The sequence below is a fragment of the Stenotrophomonas sp. STEN033 genome (genome assembly GCF_056856655.1).
In genome coordinates, this window is the sequence record NZ_JBXFWM010000008.1 from 63,239 (window position 1) to 76,867 (window position 13,629).

10 protein-coding genes, 1 pseudogene and 1 riboswitch are annotated in these 13,629 nt (G+C 63.7%); of the genes and pseudogenes, 4 read left to right on the plus strand and 7 right to left on the minus strand.

The annotated features are described in order from the left end of the window. Window positions 1–16: 16 nt before the first annotated feature. Genes AC1VXC_RS04805 through AC1VXC_RS04830 form a run of 6 tightly spaced genes read right to left on the minus strand, consistent with a single transcriptional unit; the run spans window position 17 to window position 4,698 of the window. Window positions 17–805 (minus strand): type II secretion system protein, encoded by a 789-nt coding sequence (locus tag AC1VXC_RS04805; protein WP_481538913.1) that lies wholly within the window; start codon window positions 803–805, stop codon window positions 17–19. Between the two features lies 1 nt (window position 806). Further along, window positions 807–1,427, minus strand: coding sequence for a hypothetical protein (locus AC1VXC_RS04810; protein ID WP_481538912.1), 621 nt, complete (start codon window positions 1,425–1,427; stop codon window positions 807–809). Further along, window positions 1,424–1,948 (minus strand): hypothetical protein, encoded by a 525-nt coding sequence (locus AC1VXC_RS04815; RefSeq protein ID WP_481538911.1) that lies wholly within the window; start codon window positions 1,946–1,948, stop codon window positions 1,424–1,426. Before AC1VXC_RS04815 ends, AC1VXC_RS04810 begins: the two co-directional genes overlap by 4 nt. Then, on the minus strand, window positions 1,945–3,327 hold the full coding sequence (locus AC1VXC_RS04820) for a hypothetical protein (RefSeq protein ID WP_313173534.1): 1,383 nt from the start codon (window positions 3,325–3,327) through the stop codon (window positions 1,945–1,947). Before AC1VXC_RS04820 ends, AC1VXC_RS04815 begins: the two co-directional genes overlap by 4 nt. Next, entirely contained in the window at window positions 3,324–3,899 is a 576-nt protein-coding gene (locus AC1VXC_RS04825; RefSeq protein ID WP_481538910.1) for a hypothetical protein, read from the minus strand. The genes AC1VXC_RS04820 and AC1VXC_RS04825 overlap by 4 nt, the downstream gene beginning before the upstream one ends. Window positions 3,900–3,903: 4 nt before the next feature. Further along, window positions 3,904–4,698, minus strand: a complete 795-nt coding sequence (locus tag AC1VXC_RS04830; RefSeq protein ID WP_313173532.1) for a prepilin-type N-terminal cleavage/methylation domain-containing protein — start codon at window positions 4,696–4,698, stop codon at window positions 3,904–3,906. A 153-nt stretch (window positions 4,699–4,851) separates the two neighbouring features. Between AC1VXC_RS04830 and ggt the strand changes: the two genes are divergently transcribed. Continuing rightward, complete coding sequence (gene ggt / locus AC1VXC_RS04835; protein ID WP_481538909.1) at window positions 4,852–6,555, plus strand: gamma-glutamyltransferase; 1,704 nt, start codon at window positions 4,852–4,854, stop codon at window positions 6,553–6,555. 311 nt (window positions 6,556–6,866) lie between these two features. Here the strand turns inward: ggt and AC1VXC_RS04840 are convergent, their stop codons facing one another. Further along, a complete protein-coding gene (locus tag AC1VXC_RS04840) occupies window positions 6,867–8,447 on the minus strand; it encodes a BCCT family transporter (protein ID WP_481538908.1) in 1,581 nt (526 codons plus the stop codon). Between the two features lie 401 nt (window positions 8,448–8,848). Here AC1VXC_RS04840 and AC1VXC_RS04845 point away from each other — a divergent pair. The 3 genes and pseudogenes from AC1VXC_RS04845 to AC1VXC_RS04855 form a co-directional block, all read left to right on the plus strand. Then, a pseudogene (locus AC1VXC_RS04845) lies at window positions 8,849–9,673 on the plus strand (gamma-glutamyltransferase); the annotation flags it as partial. Between the two features lie 167 nt (window positions 9,674–9,840). Continuing rightward, window positions 9,841–11,028 (plus strand): YncE family protein, encoded by a 1,188-nt coding sequence (locus AC1VXC_RS04850; RefSeq protein WP_481538907.1) that lies wholly within the window; start codon window positions 9,841–9,843, stop codon window positions 11,026–11,028. Next, the gene (locus AC1VXC_RS04855) at window positions 11,016–13,394 is read left to right on the plus strand and encodes an NHL repeat-containing protein (protein WP_481538906.1); all 2,379 of its coding nucleotides are present in this window, start codon (window positions 11,016–11,018) and stop codon (window positions 13,392–13,394) included. Before AC1VXC_RS04850 ends, AC1VXC_RS04855 begins: the two co-directional genes overlap by 13 nt. A gap of 42 nt (window positions 13,395–13,436) precedes the next feature. After that, window positions 13,437–13,538, plus strand: a riboswitch (TPP riboswitch). The last annotated feature ends 91 nt before the right edge of the window (window positions 13,539–13,629 follow it).

The window sequence follows — 13,629 nt, forward strand, 5'->3', positions numbered from 1 at the left end:
ATGCGGGGTCGATTGCTTATCGTTCAAGGGAGGTCAGCCAACCGAGCAGGCTGGTGGCTGACTCGGCACTGGTCTGGTCGTCATTGCGGAAGCTTGCGGGGCGCTCGGGCGGCGCCATGCACAGCGAGCTGGCGGGCTGCGTGGCGATGGCGTTGTTCATGGTGTCGAAGCCGGCAGCGGCACCACCGGCCTGGTCCATGTCCATGCCCGGCGCGATCAGCGCGAACGCCGGGTTGATCGTTTCGCCGACGCCATTGCAGGCAACCTCCGGATTCGCGGGTGTCTCGCTTGGATAGGGCGTATTGGCGGGCGGCATCTTGTAGTACGGCTGGCCTGTAGTGGCCGGCGCTCGCATGGCGCTTGCCAAGGTTGCCAACAGCTTGCTGGAACCGTCCTTGTCGGCGAATTCGGCCCCTCTGCCAGCAGGAATCACCAGGTCTGCCGTACTGCTGCGGTGGACCGCGTAACGGATGCGTGCACGTTGCTCTGGCAGCGTCAGTCCCAGGCTTTCGTATGGCAGCCATCCGACGTTCAATCCCAATGGGCACCCCGCCACGCCGCCGTTCTCGCGGCCGCTATCACCCTTGGGGCTGCTGTCGGGGCAGGGCAGGCGTTTGTTGCGGATGACGAACGCCTTGATCGCCTGTCGTGATTCACCGAGTCGTGCGCTGGCCTCGCTGTAGCTGCGCGACTGCTGGAATGCCTCGTAGGTGCCCGTTGCGGCGCTGGTCAGCAACGCAAGAACACCCACCACGATCGTCAGCTCGAGGAGGTTGAATCCACGTTGTAGGCGGAGGCCGTGCATGTCAGGGCGTCGTCTTGGCCGCGATGGGCTGGTTGACGTCATAGCGCAGGCTCTCGCGCAGGGTGATCAGCTCGTTGCTTATCTGCGCCATGCGCTGCTGACGCCCTGGCGTATCTGGCTGCTGGCTGACACTCACCAGTTCCCGCCCGAGTTGCTGGGCCCTGATGGCGATGCGGATGTTGCTGCGAGCCGCTTCGGGGTTCATGCCGGGAGGAAGATTGCCGGTCGCCTGGGCGGTATCGAGCTGCCGCAGCAAAGCCTGTGCCTGCACTTCGTTCTGGGTCATCTGCCGATCCATCTGCTCCATGGCCGTGCGCAGTTGCGCATTCGAGGAGGTTGGCGGCGATGGTGGTGGCATGCGGATGGCGGCCGCCGGGGCCGGGGCGGTGGTGCGTGCATGCGGCCCGGTCTCCCACGGTGCTGCGGTCGCGGTGGCGGACGGCGTGATCTCCGCAGCGGTAGCGGTGGGCGGGGGGGCGCTATCGCTGGCTGTTGCTGTTGCCGCTGTCGCGGCTGGCGCTGCGAGCGGGGCATTGCTGGTCTTGCGCAGACCCACGGTCAGGAGCACCCCCACCAGGATCATGCTGCCGGCAATCGCGCCGATCTTGACGTAGGGATTCATCGGCTGGCTCCGGCGGCTTCAGGCGACTGGCCGATGTGGCGCACACGCAAGGTGCTTACCTCTCCAGCGGGGCTGCGCACACGCGCCCAGTTGCTGCCGATGGCAAGCACGCGGGTGCCATCGTCCAGCCGCGCGCCCTGGCGAACCGGCATGCCGTTGATGATCGCGGTCGAGCGACCATCCGCGGTGACCACCAGCGACAGCGATGCCGGCACGAGGGACAAGGTATCGGCATCTGCCACGCCATTGCTGGCGGGGCCCGCGCTACCCGCTGCGGGGCTGTCCGGTACCGCGATCAGTTGGCTACCCTCGAAGCGCGGCTGCGGTCGCAGTGTTGCTGCCGTTTCCAGTACCAGTTTGTTGCGTTGCAGGGAGGCACGCAGGCGTGCAGCTTCTGCGCTCTCCTCGGCGTTGTTGCCAATGAACAGGACCGCCGGCTTGGCGACGACCATGGAGGCCAGCCAGCCGGAGACCGCAAGCCAGCAAAGCAGGGCCGTCATTGCGATGTATTTCTTCTTCACGTGGTGGGCTCCGTCACTGCGTCGGCGCTGGTTGGGGTGGTGGTCTTGAGCAGGTAGGAGAAGACCCCGCCACCGGCACGCGTTGCACCACCGGATTGCGGATCCAGCGGCACTGGATCGAAGCCCTCCTGGCGCAGGCGCTCAACGAAGGCCGCGATCTGCATGCCAGGTGTGCCGCGGTCCGCATCGACCATGCCATCCACGCGCAGCGTGCGCGGCGGACCTGCATTGGCCTGGCCTGGGGCGGGCTGCTCGACGCGTACGCGCAGGATGCGGACCTCGTCCTGTGCGGCCCTGCGCACCGATTCCAGTCCGGTTACCGGATCGATGCCATCGGTCAATGCCTTGGCCTTGCTGACGAACTGCAGGGCACCATCCAGCCCGGCGGGCATGTTTGCCTTGTCGGCGAGCAGGCGGGCTTCCTGCTCCAGTGTGCTGATTTCCTGGCTGATGGCTTCGCTGCGTTCGTTGGCATCGTGCGCGGCCAGCATCCAGCGGGTACCCAACGCACCCAATGCAATGGCGATGAGCAGCGATGCGGCCGATGCCATTGGCAGGGCCCATTCGGCGAGGTACGCCGCGCGGCTGGGCAAGGGGTTCACCGCATCACGCGAGGATGCCTGCGTGCGCATCCAGGCAATGCCGCTGGACCAGGACTGGCCGTGCTCATCGCGGTAGATGTGCATGGGCACCTGCTTGACCTGGCTGCCGGTAGCGATCGAGAAGATCTCGGCAAGCCGCTCATTGAGCGGTATCTGCTCCGATTCGGAAGCCGGGAGCAACAACGAGCACCAGCGGAACAGCAATGGATCAGGTTCCTCGTCGCTGCGCGACAGATCATCCGCAACCTGCTGGGCAAGTGCGCTGGCGGTCATTGACAGGTCGGATGGATCTTCGCTGTAGGCCATCGATGCACGATGGATGATGTCGTGCTTGCGCAGCGCCAGTACGCTCATCTGCCGTCCACAGTGCACGATCAGGCCTTCACCCGGCTTCAGCGTGCGCCACATCAGCGAGGTGATCGGCAACAGCAGGCAGTGGTCCGGCTGGGCTTCGGCCCATGCATAGCTCTGCTGCCAGGTATCCAGCGGAACCGCTGTATACAAGGTCTGGTAGCCGGCACCCATCGAGCGGTTCTTGTGGATCAGGATCTTGGCATCGCCATCGATCAGACCATCGGCACGCAGGCGTTTCTCGATCAGGGCTACGGCATGGGCGGAGCTGCCTTCCAACGACATGACCCCGCTATTGCCGCCTTCGAATTCGGCGAACAGCCACGCGGGACCTTCCAGCCGCGGGCGGGTCTCGCTGATGGCGACGCTGTCCTGGCCAAAGGAAAGCCAGCGCCCGGCTAGCTGGACGATGCTGTGCATGCTCATTGCTGCGCGCCTCCGGGCGTGCTTTGTGGCGGGGGCACCGGGGCGTTCGACGCCAATGGACCGGTCGCGGTGCGGAAAAGGAGGCTCCCACGTAGCGTGAGCGACAAAGGTGCCGGCGGGCGATCGGACAAGGTGGTGGGCAGATGGAACAGCCCTTCGCTCGGGTCGGTGACCGAAAGCTCGAAGACGTCGGCGCCAAAGATGCGATCCGGGCTGGGCGCTATGCTGCCCAGCAATGCATCCGAATCCACGCGCGACATCTGGCTTTGATTGAGGTTTATCAATCGCTCGCCCCAGCCAATGGGTTCCATGCCCAGATCGGCGAGCTGATCCAGCAACTGGCGGGCGGAGTTGGCGTTGTCGACCTTCAATTGCGCCTCCTGCTGGGCCATCCGGGCCTGCGACAGCAGCTCGTTCCTGTTGCTGAGCTGGTCGTAGGCGCGGGCCAGGCTGCTGCGCGCGGAGATGAACCACACGGCGGTGACCACAAGGGCCAGCAGGGTCACCGCAAAGATCGTCAGGGAGAGACGTCGTGACCGGCGCAGCCGGCCCAGCATGGAGGCGATGGTCATGGGATTACTGATTCATCTTGTAGTGGGCGACCAGGGTGATGATCTGGTCGGTGTCATCGCCACCGCCGGCGACGTTGGAGTTGGCCGAGCCGGCCGAACCCGACTTGTTGGTGTTGTTGCCCTTCCACTCCATGCTCTCGGCATCGGCATTGCTGCCGACGCTGCGCTTGTTCAGGCCCACCTGACGGAACGCACCGGACTGCGGATCGGGCTTGCCATCGATCATCTGGTCCAGCGAACGGGCAAGATCCGGGGTCAGGCCGGAAAGGACCATCACATTGCCGGCACCGGAGGCGGTCTCTGCCGGATTCCACTGGAAGCAGACCTGGATCTCCTGCGGGTTGCCGTTGGTATCCAGATAGACATAGCGGTCTTCAAAACCCTCACCACGGCCCGGCGGCAAGCTGATGCCGGCGCCGCGCATGAAGTCACGCAGCTTGTCACCGTCCTGCGAGGCAGCCGATACCGGCTGGTCGCTCTTGGTCGACGCCGAGCCATTGCAGATCGCGCCCTTGGTGGCGGTGTTGTTGGCCATGTCGATGTCGTATTCCTTGCCGGCGACCATCAAGCGCGGCGCGGCCTGGTTGTCGCCGACGGGGGCACCAAAGCGTTGGTGGTAGCTGTTGTAGGCCACGACCCATTGATCGACGTACTTCTGCTTGATGCGCGTGTATTCGGCATTGCGCTGGACGTCGCGGCCGATCATCACCGCACCGATGATCACGCCGATGATGACCAGCACCACGGCCATTTCGACCAGAGTGAAACCGCCTTGATGGCGCTTGGATCGCATTTGCATTGAAGAGCCCCTTGTGGAAGAACCTGTGTACCCGGCGCGGGTCTGCAGCGACGGGTGGTTTGTTTCAGCGGACTAGATACGGCGGCGGCGTAAGACGTGCGTAAGACGTGCGTAAGAGCTATCTTCCCGGCATTCTCCTGCCGGTCACCTGCCATGCTGCGTACTGCGCTTCTGCTTGCCCTCGCCACGGTATCGGCGGCTGCGTTTGCCGCAGACCGTGTTACCGGTCACGAATTTGCGACCCGCTCCGAAGTGATTGCGCCGCACGCGATGGCGGCTACGTCGCAGCCGCTGGCCACGCAGATCGCGTTGGACGTGATGAAAGATGGCGGCTCGGCGGTGGACGCAGCCATCGCCGCCAATGCGGCGCTGGGTTTGATGGAGCCTACCGGCAACGGTATTGGCGGCGATCTGTTCGCCATTGTCTGGGACCCGAAGACACACAAGCTGCATGCTTACAACGGTTCGGGCCGCTCGCCGCGGCCGCTGACGCTGGCGGAGTTCCAGCGGCGCGGCCTGAAGGAGATTCCCGCGACCGGGCCGTTGCCGGTGTCGGTGCCTGGCGCGGTGGATGGTTGGTTCGCATTGCACGCGCGCTTCGGGCGCAAGCCGATGGCTGAGAATCTGGCGCCGGCAATCGCCTATGCGCGCGAAGGGCACCCGGTGGCGGAAGTCATTGCCTACTATTGGGACCGCTCGGTGCCGAAGCTGGTGCAGTATCCGGGCTTCAGGGAACAGTTCACCATCGACGGGCATGCGCCGCGCAAGGGCCAGATGTGGCGCAATCCAAACCTGGCAAACACCTTGCAGCAAATAGCCGATGGTGGTCGCGAGGCCTTCTACAAAGGAGAAATCGCCCGCAGTATTGGCGACTACTTCAAGGCCAATGGCGGTTACCTGAGCTATGAAGACATGGCCGCCCATGAAGGCGAGTGGGTGGAGCCGGTCAGCAGCAACTATCGCGGCTACGACGTGTGGGAATTGCCACCCAACAGCCAGGGGATTGCAGCGCTGCAGATCCTCAATGTGCTGGAAGGTTATGACTTCTCGAAGATTCCATTCGGCTCGGCCGAGCACATCCATCTGTTCGTTGAAGCCAAGAAGCTGGCCTTCGCCGATCGCGCCCGTTTCTACGCGGACCCGGCATTCTCGCCGGCGCCGGTACAGCGACTGATATCCAAGGACTACGCTGCACAGCGTCGCAGCTTGATCTCGATGGACAAGGCCTTGAAGGAAGTACAGCCGGGCACGCCCAGGCAGCTGGAGGAGGGCGACACCATCTACATGACCGTGGCTGATGCCGACGGCATGATGGTGTCACTGATCCAGTCCAATTACCGCGGCATGGGTAGCGGCATGGCACCGCCGGGGCTGGGTTTCATCCTGCAGGATCGCGGCGAGATGTTTGTCCTGCAGAAGAACCATCCCAATGGCTATGCGCCGGGAAAGCGCCCGTTCCAGACCATCATCCCGGCCTTCATCACCAAGGACGGCAAGCCGTTCGCCAGCTTTGGCGTGATGGGCGGTGCGATGCAGCCGCAGGGGCATGCGCAGATCGTGATGAACCTGGTCGACTTCGGCATGAACCTGCAGGAGGCCGGCGATGCGCCGCGCATCCAGCATGAAGGCTCGACCGAGCCAACCGGGCAGGCCACCGTGATGCGTGATGGCGGCGAGGTCAATCTGGAAACCGGCTTCAGCTGGGAAACCGTGCGTGGCCTGATGCGCAAGGGGCATCGCGTGACCTTCGCCGATGGCCCCTATGGCGGCTACCAGGCGATCATGCGTGATCCGGAAAGCGGCGTTTACTACGGTGCTTCGGAGAGCCGCAAGGACGGTCAGGCGGCGGGGTACTGATCTTCGCTTCTTTTGGTTGTGGCAGGACCGGAGCCAAAGCCAAAGCCAAAGCCAAAGCCAAAGCCAAAGCCAAAGCACCCCTCCCCAACCCTCCCCTTCGCTGCGCGAAAGGGAGGGGGCCGTTCTTGGCGATCTACAAGATGGCGGCGGAGCTGCTTCTGCCCCCTCCCTTTCGCGCAGCGAAGGGGAGGGTTGGGGAGGGGTAGCTCTTCGCTGCCGTCCTTATCACCCAATTGTTCAGCCCCATTACGCAGCTGGATGCCAAGCCAGCCAGATGCGCCGCGGCAGTTCACAGCCCCCGCAGCTCCCGTTTACCTGTCCAGACCTGACAAACGCTCAGTGACTGCACGTGCTTCTTCCTGTGCTGCCTGCTCGCGCTCGATCCATGCCTCGATCATGTGCCGTGCGCGCTGCGCGAGCCGACGCTGGCGGTTGTGCTCGGCGTCCAGTACGCGATACAGCGATACCATCACCAGCACCATCAACAGTGCGAACGGCAGTGCGGCAATGGTGATCATGCCCTGCAGTGCATCCAGCCCACCCGCCAGCAGCAATGCCGCTGCGATGAGTGCAATGGCGATGCCCCACACCAGTTTGCGTGACAGCGGTGGGTCGCCGGCCTCATCGGTGGACATGCTGGCCAGCACCAGCACCGCGGAATCGGCCGAGGTTACGAAGAAAATGACCAGCAGGACCAAGGCCAGGCCCGACAGCAGCAAGGAGGCCGGCATGCTGTCGAACAGCGTGAACAATACCGTTTCATAACCATTGCCCAGCGCCTGGACGAGATCAGCGTGGCCAAACAGTTGCGCCCATAGCGCGGTGCCACCGAATACGGAGAACCACAGGAAGCCAAGCAGGGTTGGCGCCAGTACCACCCCGACCACGAACTCGCGCACGCTGCGGCCACGTGATACCCGGGCAATGAAGGAACCCACAAACGGTGCCCAGGCGATCCACCACGCCCAGTAGAAGATTGTCCAATCGGCGACCCAGGTGCTGCCCGAGAAGGGCGACATGCGCAGGCTCATTGTCACCAGCTGGTTCAGATAGGCGCCAAGGGTGGTGGTGAAGGTATCGAAGATGAAGCCGGTGGGGCCGAGCACCAGCACGGCGGCCAGCAGCAATGCCGCCAGCGCAAGATTGAAATTGGACAACCACTTGATGCCACGGTCCACACCGCTGGTGGTGGAGATCATGTAAAGCACAAAGGCGATGGCGATGACGGTCATCTGCAACGGCACGCCTGCGGTAACACCGAACACACGTTGCAGGCCGGCAGCGATCTGTATCGTGCCGAATCCCAGCGTGGTGGCGACACCGATTGCGGTGGCGACCACGGCGGCGATGTTCACCATCTTGCCGATCCAGCCGCGATGATGGCGGCCGATGACCGGCTGCAGCATGTCGCTGATCAGCCCGCGACCATTGCGGTTGTATTGGAACCAGGCCATTGCCAGTCCGATCAGCGCATAGATCGCCCACGGGTGCAGGCCCCAATGGAAAAACGAGTAACGCATCGCGGCACGGGCGGCATCCATGCTCTGCGGCGGCAGGCCTTCGGGAGGAGTGACGAAATGTGATATCGGCTCGGCCGCGCCCCAGAACACCAGGCCGATACCCATGCCGGCGGCGAACAGCATCGACAGCCAGCTGGCACGGGAGAAGTCAGGCTCGGCATCTTCACCACCGATGCGCAGGCTGCCGAAGCGGCCGAATGCCAGGTACAGCAGGAAGGAGAGTGTCAGGAACACGATCAGCAGGTACATCCAGCCAGCGCCACGCACAACCTGGGCCAGCGCGGCCTGCACCACGTCGTTGAAGGGGCCGGGCGCGAGGCCGGCAATCAGCACCAGTAGCGCGACCAATGCAATGGAGACACGAAACACCATGAAGGAGCTTCTCCGATCAAAAGAGTGATTGAGGGGAGTGGGCCTGAGCTTGCAGGACAACCGGCTGGCACCATTGCACCCGGCCGGGAAAGGAGGGGCGGCAAGCGCCGCAAGGCAGTCATTCGGAACGAGCCTGTGCGGGATGTTACTGAATGGCGTGTCACGATTGCGTTAGTGGGTCGTGACGGTGCGCATGGCGCTGCCACCCAGCAGTAGCTGCAGCCCGTTGACCGGTGTTGGCTTGGCGTTCTCATTGATTGCAGGTCCAATGACGCCCGAAGCCGGGGGGGCAGTGGCCACTGGGTCGCGGTTGAGACATACCCTTCGAACCTGATCCGGCGCATACAGGCGTAGATAAGCTTCGTGTGCCGCCAGTCGATGTGCCCGCATAGGGCCAGGGCAATGTGCTGGAGGGCTACGATTCTTCGACGATTCCGTTTGGCTCGGCAGAACATACTCATCTGTTCGTCGAAGCCAAGAAATTGGCATTCGCCGATGGTGCCCGTTTCTACGCGGCCCCGGCATTTTCGCCGGCACCGGTACCGCGCTTGTTCTCCAAAGAGCAGGCCGCGCAGTGTCGTGCGCTGAATTCGCTGGACAAGGCCATGAAGGAAGTGCAGCCGGATACGCCGAAACAGCTGGAGGAAGGTGACACGATCTACCTGACTGTGGCCGGGGCCGACGGCATGATGGTGTCGCTGATCCAGTCCAACTGTCGCGGCATGGGTAGCGGCATGGCGCCGACGGGGCTGGGTTTCATCCTGCAGGATCGCGGCGAGATGTTTGTCCTGCAGAAGAACCATCCCAATGGCTATGCGCCGGGAAAGCGCCCGTTCCAGACCATCATCCCGGCCTTCATCACCAAGGACGGCAAGCCGTTCGCCAGTTTTGGCGTGATGGGCGGTGCGATGCAGCATGCGCAGAACGTGATGAACCTGGTCGACTGCGGCATGAACCTGCAGGAGGCCGGCGACGCGCCGCGCATCCAGCATGAAGGCTCTGCCGAGCCAACCGGGCAGGCCACCGTGATGCGCGATGGTGGCGAGGTCAACCTGGAGACCGGCTTCAGCTGGGAAACCGTGCGTGGCCTGATGCGCAAGGGGCACCGGGTGACGTTCGCCGATGGCCCTTATGGTGGTTACCAGGCGATCATGCGCGACCCGGAAAGCGGCGTTTACCACGGTGCATCGGAGAGCCGCAAGGATGGCCAGGCGGCAGGCTATTGAGTTCGGCCCGTACAGGGTGGTTCGCAGCGCATGGTCGCGCTCGGGATCGTGATGCCCACGGCGGATGTTCCCGTTGCGTGGCCGCGGGTCTGGACGGTTGACCCCGCCAAGCGGCAGGTTGGGGCTAGAATGGCGCAGCCATGGACGGTAGACGATAAGCAGCAACGATGCGTATCGGCCGGACTTGCACCATTCCCTTTCGGAGTCGCGCGATGTCCCACGTTGTTTCAATGCCACGGATCATGGTGTTTTCGGCATGTCTGATTGCCAGCCTCGCGGCTGGCGCGGGTGAAGCATCACCCGAGTTCGCGACGGGCGCACGGGTTGCGGTTGGAGCGGGCCCGGCCGATATGGTGTTCTCCGCCGATGGGCAGCAACTTTATGTCACCGAGAACGAAGACAACACGGTTGTCGTAGTCGATGTTGCACGCAGAAGCGTTCTGCGCAGGTTCGGTGATGGCGGGTGGAAAGCTCCGGAAGGTGACGGCTGCTCACACAACTTCTGCCGTGGCAGCGGTGCGGCGGGTATTGCCGTCGATGCACAGCGTCAGCGCGCTTATGTCAGTTCCTGGAACATCAATGCACTGACTGCTTTCGATCTGCGCAGCGGGCAGGCGCTTTGGAGCACCCCCTTGCAGCGCTTTCCGCAGCCGCTGCTATTGACTCCCGATGGTGCGCAGGCGTGGGTGTTCAACGGCGTTGCCAATTCCCTGTCGGTGGTGGATGCCGCTACCGGCGAGGTGGTTGCTGATGCGCTTCCCTTGGATGGCGGCGATGCGCGCAACCTGTCGTTCGGACGGCAGCTTGCGCTGACGATGGCTGTCGATGGGCGTCACCTCTACGTAAACAGCATCTTCGGCGACGGCATCGAGGTGTTTGATACCGCGAAGCGTTCGCGCAGTGCGCTGATCGAAAGCGGGGCGTCGCCTTACGATCTGGCGGTCGATCGGAACAATGGCAATCTCGTCGCGCTATACGAAGACGGCGTCGTCGACTACGCGGCCGCTACGCTGTCGCCGCTGCGCGCTTATCGCTTCTGCAATGAGGTCACTACCTGGAACATGGCCTTGAGTGACGATGGCCGTCTACTGGCGCTGACCTTTCCCAAGAATGCGTTGGCCATGGTGGTGGCGCGCGACAGCGGCCTGCTGACGCACGTCTTCCAAACCGATGCCTGGCCGATGAAGGTCGCGTTCTCGCCCGACTCGCGGTTGCTTGCGGTGCTCAATGCGGGAGATACGGCATCCGTATCGCTGCTGGATGTGCATGCACCGATGGACCTTGAACCGCTACGTTCGCAGTTGAGTGAACTGTTCTGCCAGCCGAACACGGAGACGATGCAATGGATGCGTTGAAGAGCGCGATGTCGGCCAGGTCGACGCGATGGGTGCTGGTCGTGCCGCTGATGCTGGCCGCAGCAGTGGGGGCCAGTGAACACTCGGTCCTGCAATGGGAAATGGGTCAGGCAGGCTCCTATGGAAATTCTGACGGTCCTGCGCTGGACGCTCGCTTCATGGGAACGCTGACGCCTTACCGCGACAAGGATGGCGCACTGCTGGTAGCCGATGCCGACGGCAATGCGTTGCGCAGGATCGGCCAGGATGGGATTGTCACCACGATCATCGGGAAGCCCGGCACGGCAAATCCGATGGCGGCCGGCGGCGACGCACAGCAGCTGACGCGCCCGTCTGAACTGGCCCGCCTGGCCGACGGTCGCCTGTTGGTGGTCGAGCAGCGCGTCAAGGGATTGCGCGCGGTGGATGCCAAGGGCCGGATCACCGCGCTGCAGCTTCGCAAGGGCGAGCCGATGGCGGAGGCCCCTGCCTTGGGTGCTGGCGGATCCGTGGACATTGTGGTCGCCCCGGCGCCGCCATCGCCGCCGTCACTTCCTGCCGAAAGCCGCCAGACTGCTGCTCCCGTTGCGCCGGAAGCGCCACTGCTACCTGATCCCTCGGGCATTGCAGTCGACGCCAAGGGGCGGATCTGGGTCGCCGACAGCGGCAGCTATCGCGAGCGCACCCTGGTGATCGATACGCAAGGCAAGGCACGTCTGTGGGAACCCGGGCAGATGATCATGCTGCGCAAGATCGCCGCGGCAGCCGACGGAAAATTGTGGGGCATCAACGGCAAGCTGCTGTTCCGCCTGCATGACGACCGTGCCGAGGTGATGGGCAGCCTGGACGTACCCGAGTGGACGCCGCCGGCCGACTACCTCGTCCAGCCGCCGGCCAGTGGCCCGGTAGCCGCGCTGATCGGGCAGGTACCGTTTTCCGGACGCGGCAGCCTGCCGCCGATGCCTTCGCGGCCCAGGGACGCGGCACCGGTGGATTTCAGTGGTTTGACGATTGATCCGCAAGGGCGGCCCTTGCTGATTGATCGCCACCGGTTGCTGCGCTTCGAGCCGCGCTCAGCGGAGTTCACGACGCTGTTGGCGTTGCCAGCGGCAGCGGATGATCGCGGCTATGGTGACAGCCGGATCGACGCGGTGGCCGTCGATGGCAAGGGGCGCATCGTGCTGGCGATTGACGGTGGCAGCGCGCTGTTTACGCTGGGAGCGGACGGCCGGCTGGCACTGGTTGCCGGGCATGCGCCGCCTTCGGCATGGTGGCAAGGTGACGACATCGACAAACGCAGGTCGGCCAAACTGCCGGCCTCGCTTGACGACAGCATTGTCATGCTGCCCGATGGCGGCACGCTCTATGTCGCCAGACTGGATAACGCCTTGTTCCAGGTCGATCGCGATGGGAACGCAGCGCTGTGGGCGGGGAACGACAAGAAGGGCCGCAGCGATGGCCCGCGGCTTGAAGCGCGTTTCACCTATCCCACGGATCTGGCAAGGGCGCGCGACGGAACGGTATACGTTGCCGATAGTGGCAGTGCGCGGATCCGTGCAGTACGGCCTGACGGGGTGGTCCAGACACTGACCGGCAACTATTCGGAATCGTTTCGCGGCGATGGCGACTTTGCCAGGGCCAGCTTCTACGAGCCGAAGTACATCGCACTGGATGAAGCGCGCAACGTGCTGTACGTGCTGGATGACACCCCCTACGTTGGCAGCGGTGACGTGCGTCTGCGGCGCCTGGATCTGCGCTCGGGCCAGGTCACCACATTGGCCTCCGATGAACACCGGCCGATGGACGTGATCGCTCCGTCAGGCGAGCTGCAACGGGTCAACCGCGCGGCCGTAACCGTGATCTACAAGGACATCGCGGTCGGTCCTGATGGGTATGTGTATGCATTGGACGAGAATGCAGTCTGGCGGATCGACCCGGAAAGTGGTTTGCACCGCATGCTGTTCCACGTTGCGGAGCGGCCGCTGGAGAAAGCGTATGAGCTCGCTTACGCACAAGCCAAAAGCAGCGCGGAGCGGGAGGCGCTATCGGCTGCGAGTTGCAGCTGGGTATGGTGTCGCCCCGAGCGCATCGAGGTGGACGCGCAGGGCAATGTCTATCTGAGCGACGTGGGCAACAACACGGTGCTGCGGATCGGGCTGGATGGCAAGGCTGGCGTGATAGCAGGTGCGCTGGATCAGGTCGGCAACAGGGCGGGTGCGCTACCGGGCGGCCTGCACAAGCCCGGTGGTCTGGCGTTCTCGGCGGAAGGCGACCTGATGATCAACGTCAACGAACAAGGTGTCATGCGTTTGCGCAATCCGGCACAGGCACCCTTCAGCATCGCCGTGCCCGGCGCGGGTGGGATACCCGAGGATCCTGTGCGCTGACAGCAGATGGGTTGGATTTGCGGGGCTTTGCAGGTCTAATAGCGCCCGAAGCGGGGGTACCGCAGCCTTGGGGCTGCGGTTGAGACATACCCTTCGAACCTGATCCGGTTCATACCGGCGTAGGGAAGCTTTGTGTGCTGCCAGTCGATGAGCCCGTGATGGGCCTGGACTTGGCAGCGTGCGCCTTCGCTTCGTTCCGTCATGCGAATCCCTCGCGTGGCCTTCGCACCCCGCG